The sequence below is a fragment of the Lacticaseibacillus casei DSM 20011 = JCM 1134 = ATCC 393 genome (genome assembly GCF_000829055.1).
GTDB lineage: Bacteria > Bacillota > Bacilli > Lactobacillales > Lactobacillaceae > Lacticaseibacillus > Lacticaseibacillus casei.
The window spans coordinates 2693635-2710750 of sequence record NZ_AP012544.1 but is presented as its reverse complement, the minus strand read 5'-3'; the positions used below and the strand labels follow the sequence as shown (position 1 = coordinate 2710750).

17 protein-coding genes and 4 pseudogenes are annotated in these 17116 nt (G+C 44.2%); 9 read left to right on the top strand and 12 right to left on the bottom strand.

The window, feature by feature from the left end:
• Positions 1-127: 127 nt before the first annotated feature.
• The gene (locus tag LBCZ_RS13030) at positions 128-1060 is read right to left on the bottom strand and encodes a DHH family phosphoesterase (RefSeq protein ID WP_039639862.1); all 933 of its coding nucleotides are present in this window, start codon (positions 1058-1060) and stop codon (positions 128-130) included.
• 153 nt (positions 1061-1213) lie between these two features.
• Between LBCZ_RS13030 and LBCZ_RS13025 the strand changes: the two are divergent.
• A pseudogene (locus LBCZ_RS13025) lies at positions 1214-1621 on the top strand (hydrolase); the annotation flags it as partial.
• Between the two features lie 137 nt (positions 1622-1758).
• Positions 1759-3003 (top strand): ISL3 family transposase, encoded by a 1245-nt coding sequence (locus tag LBCZ_RS13020; RefSeq protein ID WP_041084820.1) that lies wholly within the window; start codon positions 1759-1761, stop codon positions 3001-3003.
• Positions 3004-3230: 227 nt separating this feature from the next.
• Here the strand turns inward: LBCZ_RS13020 and LBCZ_RS16170 are convergent, their stop codons facing one another.
• The 6 genes and pseudogenes from LBCZ_RS16170 to LBCZ_RS12995 all read right to left on the bottom strand — a co-directional run bounded on the left by LBCZ_RS16170 (position 3231) and on the right by LBCZ_RS12995 (position 5796).
• The gene (locus LBCZ_RS16170; protein WP_107750403.1) at positions 3231-3371 is read right to left on the bottom strand and encodes a hypothetical protein; all 141 of its coding nucleotides are present in this window, start codon (positions 3369-3371) and stop codon (positions 3231-3233) included.
• Positions 3372-3382: 11 nt separating this feature from the next.
• Positions 3383-3634 (bottom strand): GlsB/YeaQ/YmgE family stress response membrane protein, encoded by a 252-nt coding sequence (locus tag LBCZ_RS13015; protein ID WP_016378630.1) that lies wholly within the window; start codon positions 3632-3634, stop codon positions 3383-3385.
• A 14-nt stretch (positions 3635-3648) separates the two neighbouring features.
• Positions 3649-4170 (bottom strand): Asp23/Gls24 family envelope stress response protein, encoded by a 522-nt coding sequence (locus LBCZ_RS13010; RefSeq protein WP_025014031.1) that lies wholly within the window; start codon positions 4168-4170, stop codon positions 3649-3651.
• Positions 4171-4197: 27 nt separating this feature from the next.
• Positions 4198-4383 carry a DUF2273 domain-containing protein gene (locus LBCZ_RS13005; protein ID WP_025014030.1) on the bottom strand — a complete coding sequence of 62 codons (186 nt, stop codon included), beginning with the start codon at positions 4381-4383 and terminating at the stop codon, positions 4198-4200.
• 11 nt (positions 4384-4394) lie between these two features.
• Positions 4395-4853: pseudogene (gene amaP, locus LBCZ_RS13000) on the bottom strand (alkaline shock response membrane anchor protein AmaP); the annotation flags it as partial.
• Positions 4854-4875: 22 nt separating this feature from the next.
• The gene (locus tag LBCZ_RS12995; protein WP_144340551.1) at positions 4876-5796 is read right to left on the bottom strand and encodes an IS30 family transposase; all 921 of its coding nucleotides are present in this window, start codon (positions 5794-5796) and stop codon (positions 4876-4878) included.
• Between the two features lie 320 nt (positions 5797-6116).
• Here LBCZ_RS12995 and LBCZ_RS16590 point away from each other — a divergent pair, with 320 nt between their 5' ends.
• Together LBCZ_RS16590 and LBCZ_RS12990 are read left to right on the top strand one after the other, a co-directional pair.
• Positions 6117-6248, top strand: coding sequence for a hypothetical protein (locus tag LBCZ_RS16590; protein WP_263853177.1), 132 nt, complete (start codon positions 6117-6119; stop codon positions 6246-6248).
• 6 nt (positions 6249-6254) lie between these two features.
• Entirely contained in the window at positions 6255-6503 is a 249-nt protein-coding gene (locus LBCZ_RS12990) for a GlsB/YeaQ/YmgE family stress response membrane protein (RefSeq protein WP_003606447.1), read from the top strand.
• Positions 6504-6621: 118 nt separating this feature from the next.
• On the opposite strand, the gene LBCZ_RS12985 is transcribed toward LBCZ_RS12990, so the two are convergent.
• Positions 6622-7077, bottom strand: coding sequence for a minor capsid protein (locus LBCZ_RS12985; protein ID WP_225423330.1), 456 nt, complete (start codon positions 7075-7077; stop codon positions 6622-6624).
• Between LBCZ_RS12985 and LBCZ_RS15160 the strand changes: the two genes are divergently transcribed.
• Both LBCZ_RS15160 and LBCZ_RS12975 read left to right on the top strand, forming a co-directional pair.
• Positions 7076-7863, top strand: a protein-coding gene (locus LBCZ_RS15160; protein ID WP_144340550.1) for an IS5 family transposase whose coding sequence is annotated in 2 segments (ribosomal slippage) — positions 7076-7343 and positions 7343-7863 — 789 coding nt in all. Because the reading frame shifts where the segments join, the coding sequence is not laid out codon by codon here. The genes LBCZ_RS12985 and LBCZ_RS15160 overlap by 2 nt on opposite strands.
• A 130-nt stretch (positions 7864-7993) precedes the next feature.
• The gene (locus tag LBCZ_RS12975) at positions 7994-8218 is read left to right on the top strand and encodes a hypothetical protein (protein WP_025013972.1); all 225 of its coding nucleotides are present in this window, start codon (positions 7994-7996) and stop codon (positions 8216-8218) included.
• A 90-nt stretch (positions 8219-8308) separates the two neighbouring features.
• Here the strand turns inward: LBCZ_RS12975 and LBCZ_RS12970 are convergent, their stop codons facing one another.
• The 3 genes from LBCZ_RS12970 to LBCZ_RS12960 form a co-directional block, all read right to left on the bottom strand.
• Positions 8309-11254: a YhgE/Pip domain-containing protein gene (locus LBCZ_RS12970; protein WP_039639870.1), complete on the bottom strand. Its 2946-nt coding sequence runs from the start codon at positions 11252-11254 to the stop codon at positions 8309-8311.
• A 7-nt stretch (positions 11255-11261) separates the two neighbouring features.
• The gene (locus tag LBCZ_RS12965) at positions 11262-11831 is read right to left on the bottom strand and encodes a TetR/AcrR family transcriptional regulator (protein ID WP_003662080.1); all 570 of its coding nucleotides are present in this window, start codon (positions 11829-11831) and stop codon (positions 11262-11264) included.
• Between the two features lie 254 nt (positions 11832-12085).
• Positions 12086-13138 (bottom strand): IS30 family transposase, encoded by a 1053-nt coding sequence (locus LBCZ_RS12960; RefSeq protein ID WP_010620018.1) that lies wholly within the window; start codon positions 13136-13138, stop codon positions 12086-12088.
• A 323-nt stretch (positions 13139-13461) separates the two neighbouring features.
• Here LBCZ_RS12960 and LBCZ_RS12955 point away from each other — a divergent pair.
• A pseudogene (locus LBCZ_RS12955) lies at positions 13462-13768 on the top strand (GNAT family N-acetyltransferase); the annotation flags it as partial.
• Between the two features lie 25 nt (positions 13769-13793).
• Here LBCZ_RS12955 and LBCZ_RS15155 read toward each other — a convergent pair.
• Positions 13794-14581 (bottom strand): annotated as a pseudogene (locus LBCZ_RS15155) (IS5 family transposase).
• A 47-nt stretch (positions 14582-14628) separates the two neighbouring features.
• Between LBCZ_RS15155 and LBCZ_RS15150 the strand changes: the two are divergent.
• Positions 14629-15033 (top strand): integrase core domain-containing protein, encoded by a 405-nt coding sequence (locus tag LBCZ_RS15150; protein WP_244879991.1) that lies wholly within the window; start codon positions 14629-14631, stop codon positions 15031-15033.
• A 204-nt stretch (positions 15034-15237) separates the two neighbouring features.
• Positions 15238-16917 carry a D-lactate dehydrogenase gene (gene dld / locus LBCZ_RS12940; RefSeq protein WP_003603298.1) on the top strand — a complete coding sequence of 560 codons (1680 nt, stop codon included), beginning with the start codon at positions 15238-15240 and terminating at the stop codon, positions 16915-16917.
• The last annotated feature ends 199 nt before the right edge of the window (positions 16918-17116 follow it).

Here is a 17116-nt window from a genome sequence, read left to right as displayed (position 1 = left end):
TCAAACACGAGCTGGAATGTTTTAAAGACATTTGCTTCAACAACCGGTTGCTTCATCAACTCGATAAGAAATGCCTTATTCTTTTTGTTAACGAGTACTTTTAGAGTTTTCTCGTCTCCCATGAAAGTTATTGTTGCGCTAACTCTTGCGTAATTGCCTGTACTTCAGCAAGGTCATCTGCCACGGCGCCGCTTGCTAAGGGATGCCCACCGCCGCCATGGCGCACGGCTAAGGTATTGATTTCCTTGGTTTTGCCCCGCAGTTCGACGCGATATTTGCCATCCTGCCGTTCTGTGAACACCACCCAGCGGTCGATGCTAGCGAGTTTGCCGATATTACCGACTGCGCGCTGTTCTTCGCCGTAAGCTAAGCCGAATTGCTGCAACACTTTTTGCGTGATGAGCAGTGATCCGGCACCGTTTGCCGTAATTTTAACATGTTCCAGCGCCCAGCCGATGAGTCGCCCGACTTTTTCCGGAAACTGGTCTTCGCGGCGGCCGATCGCCGGTGCGTCAATGCCGGTCGCAAGCAAGTCGGCAGCTGCCAGATGCGTGCGGGCCGTGGTTAAGTCGTAGAGGAAGCGACCGGTGTCACCGATCATCCCCGCGTAAAGCGCCGCCGCAGCCGGTTGATTGAGCGTCAGGCGCTTGCTGTGTTGCACCAGCTCCCAAACCATTTCCGAAGCACTTGACGCGTTGGTGTCGACCCAACTGATGGCGCCGAGTTGGTCTTCATTCAGATGGTGATCGATTTTAATCAGCATGGCGCTTTGGCCAAAATACGTCCCGGCGATGCGCGAGCGATTGGCGGTATCAATCACCACCACCAGTGCGTCCTTATAAGCAGCTGCTGGCACATCTTGCTGCGGCCCGATCCAAGCTAAGTCGGGCGCGGCCGGGCCGGCAGTGTAGACTGTCTTTTGCGGATAAGCTGCCCGCAACAGCAACGCTAGTCCGGTTTGTGAACCGATCGCGTCTGGATCAGGGTTGATGTGGCGGTGAATGATGATGGTATCGAATTGATCAAAAGCGGCTAAAATGCGCTCGATTTCGGCTGACATAACAGGTTCCTTTCAATTCTAGGTTATGTAAAGTTGTGCATCCCGCTTGCGAAAATGGCAGGCGTGTACACATACTTAATCGTACCGGTCTCTGGTGAAAAGACAACTGTTATAATGATTGAAACCAAACTTAAACTTAATGGGGGAATATTGGTGAAACGCTTATTGAAATGGATTGCCATTGTCGTTGGCGCCGTCGTGCTGGTCGCAGGCGGTTACCTGATTTATCTTTTCACGACTTATTACCGGCTGCCGGATAATCAGGCGTTGAAAGTCAAAAATCAGCAAGATGCCCAATTCAAGCCAGGCCAGACGTATACGGCCATGACCTATAACATCGGGTACGGCTCTTATCCGCCGAGTTATAGTTTTTTCATGGACGGCGGCAAATATTCGCGGGCTTATAGTCAACAAGCGGTGCGAAAAAGTATCAATGGTGTCATTAAAACCACGCAGGCGCAAAATCCGGACATTGCCTTTTATCAGGAAATCGATCCGGATGGCGATCGTTCCCGCCACGTGAATGAAGTGAACATGGTAACGCAGGCGCAAAAACAATGGGTCTACACTTTCTGGTGTTGAGAAATAATCAACACTGAACGTATAGGCCCTTTTTGGATAACGCAAAAAGACACCTACTCAGTGTGCATGCTATGCTTGTTAGCGTCGAAACCAAAAGCAAGCGAGGTTATGAGTAAATGTCCCGACACGATCCTACACTGTCCGTCCTTGGAATACCAGACCATAATATCAAAGTAGCCTTTGTTCGTCATGAATATCGCGGCAACGGGGTACGTCGCCGCCAGTATCATGTGATTGATGCCGAGCTGACTTACCGGTTAACCCGGTGCCCACTGCGTGGCTTTAAGGCCTTGCACCCTAACGGGTTTTACACGGCCCACGTGCGCGTCCTCAACGGGGTTGAAATGCCGACAGTCATTGACTTGCACAAGCAACGATGGCGCTGTCATAACTGTTACCACACAGTCAGTGCCAAGACGCCACTCGTGCAACCCAACCACACGATCGCCGCTCACATGACAGAACGAATCATGAAGTTAGCGCATGAACGGTTGCCAGTCAAAACCATCGCCCGTATTATCGGAATCTCAGCCTCCTCGGTTCAACGGATCATTGACCAAAATCTCAAACTCCGACCGGCTCGCCGGCTACCCACGCGACTCTGCTTTGATGAGTTCCGTTCCACTCATGGCATGATGTCGTTTATCTGTCTTGATGCCGATTCACATCGTCTGATTGCCTTGCTTGGTGACCGATTCAACCGCACGATTAAAAACTTCTTCATCGCTCATTATTCACTCGCTGAACGCACTCGGGTCCAGACGGTCACCATGGACATGAATGCAGCTTATCAGACGATTATTCATGAGGTTTTCCCCAAGGCCCAAGTCGTCATTGATCGGTTCCATATCATTCAACTTGCGGCTCGTGCTTTTGATCAGGTACGCGTCCAAGCGCTCAAACAGCTTGATGACAAGCACAGCCGTCCTTATAAGATCATGAAGACAAACTGGCGGCTTTTTCATCAAACCGCGCCTGACGCTAAACACAAACAGTTCCTGTTTGGTTTGAATGAAGACGTCACGCAACAGGAGGCCATCGATATCGCACTTGATACTGAGCCCAAGCTCAAGCAAACCTACGAGACCTACTTAGCGCTTCATGATGCTTTGATGGTGAAGAAACATCCCGCGGAACTGGCAAACCTGTTAGCTACTTACGAGCCAAACGGTACGGCAATGGACATGACGATCGCGACGCTTAAGCGACACAAAGTCGCTGTTCTCGCCGCCGTCACCAGCCCTTATTCCAACGGTCCGATCGAAGGGGTTAACCGCCTCATCAAGTCACTCAAACGATCCTGTTTTGGCTTCAAGAATCAGCTGAACTTCTTCAAACGAATCTACCAAATCACGGCATAACATGACAAAGACGGCTCCCCAAATGGAGAACCGCCTCAAATGATAAATTTATTCTTCAACACCAGTTGACGCAGAGCCGTAAAAAAGTGCCTGCTTTTATTAATTATCAAAGAAATTACCATCTATATTTATAAAAGGTTATCATAACAATTGAAATATTGATTAACTGACCTTCAATTGTCAAATTATTTACGTTCTAAGATAACTAATATAGATAATTTGGCTAATTATCCATGTAATTTTTGTTGCAACGTATCACCAATGCCATTTACCTTCTTAGCAGCCAAGACGGTGCCACCGATGAGAACACCACCTACAATGAGCGTAGAAGCAATCATAAACTTAAATACACTTTTCAAGACGTCCATAAAATTCGCCCTTACTTTTTACTGGTTCGACCAAAAACTAATGAAACAATCAGAACTAAAATAATTGCCCCGATGATCGATGGTATCAATGCCATGCCAGCTAATGAAGGGCCCCAAGTGCCAAGGAGCCCTTGGCCAATCCATGCACCAATCAAACCAGCTACGATGTTTGCAATCCAGCCCATAGCAGCACCACGGTTAGTGATTGCGCCAGCAATGGCACCAATGATTGCCCCGACGATTAATGACCAAATAAGCCCCATATTTACTCACTCCCTTAGTTAACACGACTAGATTTATTGTCAGACGTTACTTTATCAACGCTGTCACTTAATGTTTCCTTCGATTTCTTTGCGCCCTTACTGACGGCATCGCTCACGCGATCTTGCAGAGAAGTCGAATCTTTTTCATGTTGCTCCTTTGTCTTGACATCAACAACATTCACATTTACTTCAATTACTTCTAATTCGGTCATATTCTTTACTTCCCGAACGATAACATTTTTGATCTTGTCATACAGTTTAGAAATATCAATGCCGTATTCAGCAACAATGTCGAGATCCACTGCAACCTGCTTTTTTCCAACCTCTACATCAATTCCTGATGTGACATCGGAAGTATTAACTAGTTTTTCAGCAACATTTGCGAAAAAGCCGCCATCTACGGTTAATAAGCCATCTACTTCAGAAAGTGCGATACCAATGATTTTTTGAATAACCTTATCATCAAATGTTAAATTGCCTTTAACACCAGGCTTTTCGTTAGTTGTTGTTTTTTCACTTGGCGTTCCATTCTGCATAATTTTTCCTCCTTATAATTCAAACAGTTATTTAAAAACATTTGTTAAGATACCAGTTTTTTGAATATAATAACCCGCGGTAATCCCGATTGCCATAAAAATCAAAACAAAAAGCGTCTTGAAAAATCCAAAAGTGATGATAAGGACCGCTAAGAGCAATCCTATAATTCCACCAATTAGTGGCCAAAAATAGGCTTTAATGAGTTCGGTCACGTTATCACCTCCTAGACAACTCGAGATTGATGCACATTAGCGTCCGACTCATTGAAATCAACGAGTCGGATTTTTATTTTTTTCTGTTCAGAAATTCCAAGACAAATACGCAAATCTTTTTTTAATTGATTGAGAAAATTTGCAGTCTGTTTCTTGGCATTGACTGAATTTAGTAGATCACCCGATATTTTAAGTGTGATCCTTTTTCGTGATAACTTAGCTGATACCTTGGGGTTACCAATAAAGGGTTCATGTTGAAGTGCTGAAAGAGCAAAATGCTCAATAGCTTTCTTACTGATGGTAACTTGACCATCAGACTTTTGATGAAGATATAACGACTGTGACCGTGGCCAAAAAAGTGTGATAAGCAATAAAACAATTAACACCGCCGCCAGAATTATCCCACTCCAAAAAAGGTATATCGGTTCGTACTGATCCAACCAATCAAACTTTAATTGCATGGGTGTGCTAGCCTAGATTGCAATAATAAAGTTACCACCTAGAAAGAGGCTTGCTCACTGCTTGAACTGGGGTTTGCCAACGGAGACATTTTCTAGGTTTGTTATTGATAAGCGCTGTGGCTTGTTGAATATCGGTCTCTGAAACCTGATCAAACTGTGTTCCCTTCGGGAAATAGTAGCGAAGTTCTCGATTGAACCGTTCATTTGTGCCCCGTTCATTCGGGTGATAGGCGTGGCAAAAGTAAACCGGTATCCGATAGCGCTTTGTAAGCGCCTGATCGCAGGAAAACTCTTTACCGTGATCAACCGTCACTGATCGAACCGGACCCGGAAAGTCCACCATCAGTCTTGCAAATCCCTTGAGAACAGCATTTTGTGATAAGTTTTCAAGCTTAGTTGTCGCCATTAAACGTGTCACCCGATCGACAATGGTCAAAACAGCAGTCTTTGACCCGCGACCACCGCGAACTGTATCCATCTCTAAATGTCCTTTTTCGGTTCGCCGATTAGCTGACTCACTGCGAATCTCAATTGAGGTGCCTACTGCTTGGTTATAGCGCGACCGAAGGTCTTGTCTTCTTTTATGACGTTTACCGTGATCAAAGAGTTGGCTTGGCTGAAAATCGACTTGTCTTTGATAAATCCAGTGGTAAATCGTGTGTGGCGCACAGTGAACGGCATAACCGACCATTTCAGGGGACCAACCCAGGTTTAGCTTCTCAGTTACCATCCGCTTCAACTTAGGCGTTAAAATCGAGTGCCGACCACAACGATGCCGACAAGTATCGGCATGATCCTGAGCTATAATGGCGCAGTAATCACCTTCAGGGCAACGGTGAAGCTCATGCCTAATAGAAATACGAGAGCGGCCTAAGGTCGCGGCGATGTATTGAATCGTGTGGTGTTGCATCAGTTCTATCTGAGATCGTTCAATTAAGGTTATAATGGCCATGGGACCTGTCCTTCTCTCTAGATGGTATGTTATGCAAACACCATTTTAGCAAGAACGGACAGGTCTTTTTTCACATTTTCTGGGTGGTAACTTTAATTATGCAATCTAGGTCATCAAAACTCCTTTTTAAGTCCGTAGACTAAATTGTTTGTAAGTGCAATAACTAAATCAATTATTCTTTAACGCCTGTAATTGAGAAAAAGGCAAATCAAAAATTCCTATTTTAAAAAGAATGGCACAATCGAATAACTTGTATGCAAATATTCAATTGCCTATAATTAGATTTAGAAGGATGCAATTTAGATAATGGAGGATTTCATATGAAAAGACTTGGATTTTGGTCAAAAATATCAATTATCATTTCTATATTTCAACTTTTATTAGCCATTTTTAAAGAAATTCAAAACTATAACGAATCTAAAAAACATCCTTCGAAAAATAAGAAAGGATGATGTTTTATGCATTGGTTATGGGTTTTAATTATTGGTGCCATCATTGGTGCTATTGCTGGAGCAATTACTAGCAAAGGAAAATCAATGGGGTGGATTGCTAACATTGTTGCCGGATTAGTTGGTTCCTCTATTGGAGAAGCTATACTCGGATCTTGGGGCCCTCAATTAGCCGGAATGGCAATTATTCCTTCAATTATTGGAGCAGTAATTGTTGTTGCTGTAGTTTCTTTCTTTGTCGGTAAATCAAAGAATTAGTTTTTAAGCTTCATTTAAGGTTCTTATACTAAATTACAGATGCTAACTTAGTTAGCACCCCTCGACTTTGTTGTGAGCGAAGCCAATTACTAATATTCCTGACCCACTTAGTTTTAAACTAAGTGGGCTTTTTTTGTTCCTTAAATACCCTATCAAGTTCACCAGACAGCAGATTCCCATCTTCATCACAGGCTACCAGCTGGCAACGACACCTTGGATGAGTATCCGTGACTGGAATCGGTGCTTGTCCATAGGCAAATGTTTGTCTATCAAGTGGTTCACAAATATCACAAACACGGTCATCTTCCTCGGTTAGCCACATCACATACTGGACATTCTGTTCATCATACGCTCTGTTCTTACCACTGTTGCTATTGCGTATAGCTTCATTAGTTGTTAACGTATGAATTCTGGATAGCATTTGGTTCATAGGCGTTGCTAAATTGTCATCAATTCGATCACCGCTTTGAGGAATATGAAGTGCCCTACAATTGTTAGACAAGAAGTCTAAGAACCTGTCTAGTATCTGCTGAATCTGGTAGAATTGTGGAAAACCGACTGAGGAGTTTGTCATGCCAGATTATCCAAGCAATATTTCTCGAGCGCAATTTGCGTTAATACAACCTGATTTAGAAAACTTCCGTAAGCATACAAGACCGCGTCGTTATGATCTTTATGACGTATTCAATGCCATCCTTTACTCGCTTACTACAGGGTGTCAATGGCGTGAATTACCGCACTATTTCCCGGAATGGCACACTGTCTACCGCTATTACAATATGTGGCGAGATAAACCAGACCCGACAGCTGATTCGCTATTAGAAAGGCTTTTAAAAAAACTGTTGCTTCCTATCGCTTTGCACAGGGCCGATCGGCCCGAACGTCGTTTGTGATTGTTGATGCTCAAAGTGTTAAAACCACTGATTTAACGAAAAATAGTGGCTACGATGGCGGCAAAAAGATTTCAGGGATTAAGCGTCATATGGCGGTTGATATTAATGGTTTACCACAAGCCATTCTCGTGACACGAGCTAATGTATCAGATCGTTCAGGTGCATTGGCTATGTTTAGTTTGGCTAGCCAAAATTTAGAGCTGGTTCAGCATGTCATGGTTGATGGTGGCTACACTGGCAATGACTTTGCGGATCAGGTGAAGCTCATTTTGAATGCTAAGACGACGGTAGCTAAACGCAACGAGTTGCATATGTTCACGGTGTTACCGCAACGATGGATCGTTGAACGTTCATGGCGTTGGCTAGACAAATGTCGGCGACTTTGGAAAAACTGTGAACGTGCCCTTAACAGCAGTCTTCAAATGGTTCTATTTGCCTTCCTGAAGATAGTTCTTAAAAGATACTAGACAGGTTCTAATGAAGCCAAAAAGACACCGGCTAAAAAGCAGGATGAATCAGCGGATGATATTGATTTGAATGATCTGAGCGGATTAGACTTTAGTCAAACCAGTCATGAAAAGAAGAAGGATGATTCGGATGAGTAAAATCATGGCCTCCTTTTTGGTATTCATCGATACGATCGGTGTCGCCATCGCTTTGTTAGGTGGCAATATGATGTTGTGTCTCCTGATGGGCATTATGACCATTATTTTGTATGTTAAAGTGAATCCAATCTTATTTGGCGACTATGACCGTCGACGTGAAGAACGCATTGAGCAGCGGCGGAAAGCCTTGACGACACGACGGGAGAACGACAAATAAGAACCGTAAATAAATAGGCGCCTTGATCGCGGGATGTTAAGGTCTCGCAATCAAGGCGCCTATTCGTGATAAGAGGTCGACAACGTTAACTTATTTTTCAACTGCCTGAAGCTTTTGATTGTCATCAAGCTGTGAAATGCCCATTTTGTGATAGCGTTGTAGCAAGATCATCGTGATCCAGAGCAACAACAATGAGCCAAGTGCGAAGGCGATGATGACGATGTAACCCAAGGTAACCGTGTTGGACGCAATGCCACTCGTAATCGCATTCCGGAAGTTCATAATCGAATACGACATCGGTAAGAATGGGTGAATGATGTTATAAAACTGGTTGGTAAGCTCCATTGGGAAGGTCCCGCCAGAGCCGCCCAGTTGTAACATTAACCCGACCATCGCAAGAAATCGGCCAGGATTATCAAATGCCATTGAAAGGAACATAATGAGATACATCGAGGTTAGCGAGAAAAGAATCGCAGTGAGATAAAATTGCCCGACATGATCGACGTTCAGACCGACTGCCATAATCAGTGTTGCTTCAACAATGGCGGTTGCAACGGCGACAACTGCGCCAATGGTGATTTTGCTGAAGAACCACTGGGTCGCAGTGCCATCGGCTTTAGAAACTTTACGGATTGGATAAGCAAAGTTAAAGACCAAGGCACCGACGTAGAGGGCAAGACTCAAGACGTATGGTGCAAGGGCATGTCCATAATTAGGAACATATGAATAATGTTTATGCGACATCTTGGTTGGTGCGGCAAACATTTTCTTGGTATCACTGGTGACGGTGATGCCGTTGACTTTTTTGGCACTGCTAGAGAGCGTTTTGGCAAACTTTTTATCGCCATTTTTAAGCTGAGTGGAACCGGATTTAAGGGTGCCACTCTGGGCGGTGATTTGGCTAGTGCCATCCGCGAGTTGATTGACACCGGATACAAGCGTTGGAACATTGGCATTCAATTGACCAACGCCATTGGCAACCTGACCGGCACCATTGGCCAGCTGGCTGACTCCGTTCGTGAGGGTCGGTACTTGACCGTTCAGGGTACTTAAGCCACCAGAGACTTGACTGGAGCCGGAATAGAGTTGACTGACCCCGTTTGTGAGCGTCGGGATTTGACCGTTCAAGCTGGTTAGCCCGCCAGAAACCTGGCTAGAACCGGAGTAGAGTTGGCTGACGCCATTGGTGAGCGTTGGGATTTGACCGTTTAAGGTATTTAAGCCGCCAGAAACCTGTCCAGAGCCGGAATAGAGTTGGCTGACGCCATTGGTGAGCGTTGGGATTTGACCGTTTAAGGTGCTTAAGCCGCCAGAAACTTTGCCAGAGCCGGAATAGAGTTGACTGACGCCATCAACCAGTGAAGGTGCTTTTGTTGCTAGCTGGTTGATGCCACTGTTCAAGCTATTCGTCCCGGTCACAAGTTGATCATTGTTAGAGATGATTTTCGTAGCACCGTTTTGAAGACCAGTAATAGCAGCTGTTAATGTCGGAACCCGCTGGTTAAGTGTCGTCAGACCATCTGAAACCTTTTTTGAGCCAGGAATCAGTTTCTGATTAAGAGTCGTCGACAGCGACGTGCCACTGCTTTCGGTCTGAGTCATTAAAGCATTGATATTTGTCTCGAGTTGTTCAAAACCGGCAACCAAATCCGGATCTTGATTGGTTTTGGCTTTTAAGGTGGCTTCATACTTTGTGAGGCTTTCTTGAAGCTTGGCTGCTGATTCGACTGCTTGCTTATTTTGGCTATCGACAGAGCCACTCAATTGTTGAAGACCGTTGGTTAAATCCGATGAACCGGTTGCCAACGAGTTAGTGTCTGTTGCTAAAGAGCCGGTGCTACCTGCAAGCTGATCAATTCCTTTAGAGAGCGATGTCACACCGTCTGTATAGTTCTTTACCCCTGTTGTTAAGCTTGCCGAACCAGTCTGGAGCTGGGTGATCCCGTTAGCCAGTTGGCCTGATTCGGTTTGCAGGGTTCCCAGTCCATTCGTTACCTGATTAGAGCCGGTTGCTAACTGACCGACACCAGAGCTAAGGGTTCCGGTTTTCGACTGCAAGGTTCCCAATCCACTCGTCACTTGGTTGGATCCGGATGCTAACTGACCGACGCCGGAGCTAAGGGTTCCGGTTTTCGACTGCAAGGTTCCCAATCCACTCGTCACTTGGTTGGATCCGGATGCTAACTGACCGACGCCGGAGCTAAGGGTTCCGGTTTTGGATTGTAAGGTTCCCAAGCCATTGGTTACCTGGTTTGACCCATTGGCTAATTGACCCACACCACTAGCTAATTGGGTGGTGCTGCCATTGAGTGTTTGCAAGCCGCTTGCAACTTGATTGGCGCCGCTTGCGAGTTGGGGAATCTGTGAAGACATCGGCGAGACTTTAACTTTCATGGTCTGAATCCCGTCATTTACCTGTGAAACGGCAACGGTATACTGATCAATCCCATCGTCAAGCTTGACTTGACCTTCGTCGATTTGCGTGGCGGCATCAGCGGCATTTTTCATGCCTTTGCCAATGGTTTTGATTTGATCAAAAACCGCACTGGCGTAAGCATTGGTCACATTTGCCCGAATCTCGCTGTTTAAGGCATTCAGACCGATTCCTGAGATGACTTGGCCGATGTAATTTAGCGAATCATTAGTTTGATATTTAAGATCCATTTTTCGGGGATGCTCGTCCAGAATGGTGGCAGCATTTTTCGAAAAATCTTTAGGTAGGGTAATGACCGTGTAATACTTGTTGGCTTTCATTCCCTTATCAGCTTGGGCTTTAGAAACAAAATGCCAGCCAAGCTTTTTGTTATTCTTGAGTTTATTGACCGTCTGCTCACCAACGTTAAGTTTTTTACCTTGGTAAGTAACCGGCTGATCTAAGTTCACCACGGCTACGGGTAGATTCTGGGTATCACCATAAGGGTCCCAAACAGACTTTAAGAAGAAAATGCTGTAAAGAAAAGGAATTAAAATGATGACAAGCACCGAAACTAAGATCAATTTATTTTTGCCGATGAACTTAAATTCATCTTTGATCATAAGCACTTTACTCCTTTATTTCGTTTAGATACATGTCCAGCAGAGATTCAAAAGATGTGTCGCGGCTGGCTTTATTGTCAGGTAAAAATCCCATGACTTCCAAAACGGTAAAACCAAGCACACTACTAATGAAATCCTGGACAAAACTTTCTTTTGCCATTTGCTTCAGCTCCGTGTGCACAATCAGACGCTTCAGCAAGTTAATAACATCGCCGGTGCCTTGCACAAATGGACTGCTTTCTGGGAATTGATGGACAAAATAAATAATTTCATCTAACGACTGTTGACGTTCAAAATAGCGATGAGCGACTTCTGCAAAAGCACGGATCGCCTCTTTGCCTGAGATACCGCTGACGTTCTCTATCAACTCTTGGTAAAGGTTATGCATAAATTCGGTCCCCAACGCTTCAATGACTGCCGGTAGATTCGGAAAGTAGTTATATAGCGACTGAGAACAGATATTCAGTTCCTTGGCCAGCGTCTGAAAGGTCAAGTCCCGAATACCGTCTTGGGCGACCATCGTTCTTGCAGCATCTAAAACAATTTCCCGATGTAAAATCTGATGTTTGGTTGTCATGCAAGCCTCCTTAAAGCTAATCTATGTTCCAAAGTACGAATATACGCCTACCGATTGAAGCATGCAATCTACAAAATGTAGATCATGCCCAAAAAATGGCCTAAAAAATTTCGCGGAAATTGATGATAATATCCAGTTATACGGCGCAGTACATTGAGAAAAAGAAAACGTAAATTGCAAGAACAAGTTAGCCAGTCGTTGAGGACAATCCCAGAACAGGCCGTTATCAAATAGAAGTTGTGGCGCTAGAGAGACTACTGGGCCATGCGGCGAACGCGCCGAGCTTCGGCCTCAAAGTTTTGCTGGGGTGTGCAGTAGCCCTGTTGTTTGCGAGGCAACTGATTCAAGCGGTCTTGCGTGGCCTGCACTTGACTAGGGCTAATGTCATCTAGGGACATGCCCTTAGGGAAGTCCTGGCGAATCATCCGGTTATGTGCCTCGTTGGTGCCACGGTCGCAGGACGTGTAAGGATGGGCGTAGAAGATCTCAGTTTCCGTCCCAGCAAAAGCAGTATTTAAGGCGGTGAACTCGGGTCCGTTGTCGGCTGTGATGGTCTTGATGCAAGCTCCCCATTCGCGCTTGATTCCACGCAATGCATAGCTCACAGAGTCTGCATCTCGTCCTTCGATCAAGCGGAGAAGTTGGCAACGGGTCTTGCGCTCAATCAGAGTCAAGATGACGCTCTCCTTGCCATTGCGTTTACCGACAATGGTATCCATCTCCCAGTGACCGAACTGCCTGCGTCGTTCAACGACCTTAGGCCGTTCCTCGATACTGCGGCCAGCCAGGCGCTTAGCCTTGGTGTGGTGCTGGTGAGAGGTCTTCCGCTTAGTCTTCTCCAACAGGTCGATATTTCGAATCTCTAGGCGTTGGTCGTCAATGTACTGGTACAAAGTCGAGGCACAAACAAGCTCTTCAGGAGTAAACAGCTTGTGTCGCTTGGCATAGCCGATTGAAGCATCCGGCGACCATTTGTCCTGCTTAGCTCGCTGTACGTACCAGGCTAAGAAGACCTGTACGCTGGCGAACTTGTCAGGACGATGACAGCTCAAGCGTGCAGTCTCGTAACGTGCCTGAGCAGCCTCTGGCAGGTATTGTCGATGGTAGACGCGCTTGCCATTACTCTTCTTGACCTGATCTACTGTACCTCGCTTGATTTCATTATTAATGGTCTGCGGGCAGACGCCAATTTCAGCAGCAATCCAACGATTGGACTTCCCAGCTTGGCGGAATCCGGCCACTTTTCCGCGCTCGAGTGATGTTAAGTGCTGACCTTTTTGGCGGTGTGTGCTATCCTGTTTCTGCATCAAGACAATATCCTCTTCCATTGTTTGTGTAGGAACTTCAATGATACAGGATATCTGTTCTTGATGTTTTTTATTGTCCAAAAAATTTTGAGACAGTGGCTAACTTGATTCTAAAATGCGCGGAGAAAAAGAAAAGTATCTTTGTTTAAGAAAGTTAGGATTCGGTAAAATCAAGTGACGAGTTCAAGCTGATTTTTGCCAGTTGAACCAGTATGATGATTGATAGAAAGAACAAGAGTTTGATATTAGAAAAGAGGGACGGTATGGCACCATACACGATTGAATAAATAAGCGCGCCCAGTCGCGAACAATTGGATCAAATTATGCGGTTATGGTGGCAGGGGAATTTACAGGCCCACCAGTTTATTCACGCTGAATATTGGAAAAGTAATGCTCCTCTGGTGCGCCCTTTAATTCAGCAATCAACATTGTGGGTTGTGCGCGAAGGAGCAACGGTGATTGCTTTTTGTGGCTTGCAACAAGACTTCATCGCCGGCTTTTTTTGTTGATGAAAAACACCGTGGACGTGGCGTTGGTACAGCTTTGATGGCTAAGTTACAAGCGACATATTCCAAACTGAGATTGACGGTTTACCAGAAGAATATTCGAGTTGCGCAATTTTATAAGAAGCTGTCTAAAATCTCTTAGAACCTGTCTAGTATCTTTTAAGAACTATCTTCAGGAAGGCAAATACAACCATTTGAAGACTGCTGTTAAGGGCACGTTCACAGTTTTTCCAAAGTCGCCGACAATTCTCTAGCCAACTAAAAGATCGTTCGACTACCCAACGTTGGGGCATGACTTCGAATCGATGCAACTCATTGCGCTTCGCAACCTGCACGGTTGCGTTTAAATTACTGGCTACATCGAGCTGAAAATTAACGCCTGAATAACCACCATCAACTAAGACATTTTGAACCTGGCGTAAATGCATGGCATGTAAAGCGATCATTGCACCGGCCCCGTCTCGATCAGAGACGTTCGCTCGCGTCATGTGAATGGCCTGCGGAAAGCCATTGATATCAACTGCCAGATGGCGCTTAATCCCCGAGATTTTCTTACCAGCGTCGTAACCTTTGTTTTCAGCAGTAGCGGTGTTTTTGACGCTCTGAGCGTCAACGATAATAAAGGAAGTTAAAGCTGAACGTCCTTGGTAAGTTCGCCGAGCAATGACAATTTTTTTAAAACTTGTTCCAATAAAGAATCAGCCGTAGGCTCAGCTTTAGTTGACCAAATTTTGTATTAGTTGTAAACTGACCGCCATTCTGGGAAATCACCGGGGACTTGACGCCATTGGCAACCGGTTTTCAAGACATATAGGACCGCACAGAAGACATCGTAGAGGTCATATTTTCGAGGTTTAGTTCGCTTACGAAAATTTTCTAAAGCTGGTCGAATTAATTCAAATTGTTGCCGAGTAATATTGCTGGGATAATTTTTCATAGCTTAAACTCGCTTTTTACATAGAAGTATATCAAAAATCATAGATCTTGGACAGCTTCTCAAAAAAGATGGATACTGATTTAGTCTTAAAGACCCTTGAAAGCGCGGTTAAAAATCGAACCATTACTGGGGACCTGATTATCCATACGGATTTAGGATCACAGTATACCAGCGATGATTACAATCAACGTTTAACTGAGCTACATATCCGCCACTCATACAGCCGTAAGGGTTGTCCGTATGATAATGCGCCAATGGAATCCTTTCACGCTTCCCTCAAAAAGGAATGTGTTTATCCAGTGCCGGTCTTTGAAGATTATGAAACTGCCGCTGCCGTCCTTTTTGAATATGTGCATGCTTTTTACAATAGGAAGAGAATTCATAGTTCACTGGGCTACCAGACCCCCTTACAAGTTGAAATTGCAACACTTACGAGCCAAATGGCCGCCTGACTTAATGCTTTCCAGGGTTCAAATAAGTTATTAATCGCAATTAATGATTTATTTGAGCTGTGGAAGGTAAACGCGGTTCTGAATGTCTCTTAAAATCTGTCTCAAATATTGACTTCAATCCAGATACGCATCAAAAAAAGCGTATCATTGAAAGCGTAATGATTAAAACGTTTTTTACAAACGTTATAGAGGGGAGAAGTTAATATGGACTTAGTCGAAGAACTAGTCAATGTTGTTGGTAAAAAAAATGTTATTACTAACAAAGCAAAATCTTTACGTTTTAGGAAAGGGTACCGCTCAGGTAAGGGCGATGCAGTTGCAGTCGTATTTCCAACCACTTTAATGGCAATGTGGCGTGTGCTTAATGTTTTGCATGATAACAATATTATCATTATTATGCAAGCAGCCAACACTAGTTTGACTGAGGGATCCGTACCAGCCCCAGGTTATGACCGTTCTGCAGTTGTTGTGAACGGCATGAAAATTAAAGATTTACAGTTAATCAATAATGGGGAACAAGTACTAGCATTCCCCGGTACGACACTGTTTCACTTAGAAAATGAATTGCGACCACTTAAACGTGAACCACATTCAGTCATTGGCTCATCTAATTTGGGTGCATCGGTCATTGGTGGTATTAACAACAATTCTGGTGGTGCTTTGATCAGAAGAGGTCCAGCTTATACAGAGCTATCATTGTATGTTTGGATCGATGAACATGACGAAATGCACTTAGTTAACCATTTAGGCATTGATTTGGGCAAAACGCCCGAAGAGATTATTACTAATTTGCAGAACCGCAATTTTGATTTGAATCAAGTACCAGCTACTGAACATCATGCTTCAATGTTCCATCATGAACAGGTTGTGCGTGACGTTGAATCTGATAAGCCTATTCGATACAATGCAAATCCTAAAGAATTGTATGAAGTATCTGGATCGTCCGGTCACGTTGCGGCATTGGCTGTCCGCTTAGATACATTCCCAATGGATAAAAAAACACAAATGTTTTACATTGGAACGAATAATCCCGATGAGTTGGAAGATATTCGTCGCCATATTATGACGACATTCAAAGAATTGCCTGTTTCTGGTGAATATATGCATAAAAATGCTTATAAATTGGCCAAGAAATATGGTAAAGACTCACTAATTGTGATTGAAAAAATTGGTACGGGTCATTTGCCCCAAATGTTTGCGCTAAAAGCATGGGGCGAACGCTTTTTGAAGCACATTCCGTTTTTCAAACCTTATTTCCCAGATCGTTTGCTTCAAACATTAAGTAATTTATTTCCTAATCAAATGCCAAAGCGGTTAGATGATTATTACGAAAAGTACGACCATTACCTACAATTGAAAATGGCTGGTAATGGTATTGAAGAAGCGCGAGAGTATCTCAAATCTTATTTTGACAAAGCCAGTGGCGACTACTTTGAAGCCGATGCCAATGAGACCAGTAAAGCGGCAACTCACCGCTATGTAACAGCTGGGGTTGCGATTCGATATCAAGAATTAAAACAGGATAGTATTGACATTTTGCCACTAGATATCGCGTTGGCAAGTAATGATTATAAGTGGTTCGAGCATTTGCCTAAAGAGATTGAAGACAAAATAGAACACAAAATTTATTATGGTCACTTACTTGATCACGTTATGCACCAGGATTATATTCTAAAACCTGGCGTCGATGCGCATGAACTTAAAAAAGAAATGCTTAAAATTTTGGATGAGCGTCACGCTGTTTATCCAGCCGAACACAATGTTGGGCATCTATATTTGGCAGCACCGGCCTTAATCAAGCACTATAAGAAAAATGATCCAACTAATAGTTTCAACCCTGGCGTTGGTAAACAAACAATGTCTAAATATTGGGGCGAATACTAAAGATAGATTGTAAAATTTAAGTTGAACATATTAGTGGACAGAAAAACCCATAAAGGTCTTTAGGGTCTACACTTTCTGGTGTTGAGAAATAATCAACACTGAACGTATAGGCCCTTTTTGGATAACGCAAAAAGACACCTACTCAGTGTCCATGCTATGCTTGTTAGCGTCGAAACCAAAAGCAAGCGAGGTTATGAGT

Coding starts and splice junctions, on each gene's coding strand:
- LBCZ_RS12995 (WP_144340551.1), bottom strand. CDS start 5,796: ATGGCCATTATAACCTTAATTGAACGATCTCAGATAGAACTGATGCAA.
- LBCZ_RS13010 (WP_025014031.1), bottom strand. CDS start 4,170: ATGCAGAATGGAACGCCAAGTGAAAAAACAACAACTAACGAAAAGCCT.
- LBCZ_RS12975 (WP_025013972.1), top strand. CDS start 7,994: ATGAGTAAAATCATGGCCTCCTTTTTGGTATTCATCGATACGATCGGT.
- LBCZ_RS13020 (WP_041084820.1), top strand. CDS start 1,759: ATGTCCCGACACGATCCTACACTGTCCGTCCTTGGAATACCAGACCAT.
- LBCZ_RS13030 (WP_039639862.1), bottom strand. CDS start 1,060: ATGTCAGCCGAAATCGAGCGCATTTTAGCCGCTTTTGATCAATTCGAT.
- LBCZ_RS12985 (WP_225423330.1), bottom strand. CDS start 7,077: ATGACAAACTCCTCAGTCGGTTTTCCACAATTCTACCAGATTCAGCAG.
- LBCZ_RS16170 (WP_107750403.1), bottom strand. CDS start 3,371: ATGGACGTCTTGAAAAGTGTATTTAAGTTTATGATTGCTTCTACGCTC.
- LBCZ_RS12990 (WP_003606447.1), top strand. CDS start 6,255: ATGCATTGGTTATGGGTTTTAATTATTGGTGCCATCATTGGTGCTATT.
- LBCZ_RS12965 (WP_003662080.1), bottom strand. CDS start 11,831: ATGACAACCAAACATCAGATTTTACATCGGGAAATTGTTTTAGATGCT.
- LBCZ_RS16590 (WP_263853177.1), top strand. CDS start 6,117: ATGAAAAGACTTGGATTTTGGTCAAAAATATCAATTATCATTTCTATA.
- dld (WP_003603298.1), top strand. CDS start 15,238: ATGGACTTAGTCGAAGAACTAGTCAATGTTGTTGGTAAAAAAAATGTT.
- LBCZ_RS13015 (WP_016378630.1), bottom strand. CDS start 3,634: ATGGGGCTTATTTGGTCATTAATCGTCGGGGCAATCATTGGTGCCATT.
- LBCZ_RS12960 (WP_010620018.1), bottom strand. CDS start 13,138: ATGCAGAAACAGGATAGCACACACCGCCAAAAAGGTCAGCACTTAACA.
- LBCZ_RS12970 (WP_039639870.1), bottom strand. CDS start 11,254: ATGATCAAAGATGAATTTAAGTTCATCGGCAAAAATAAATTGATCTTA.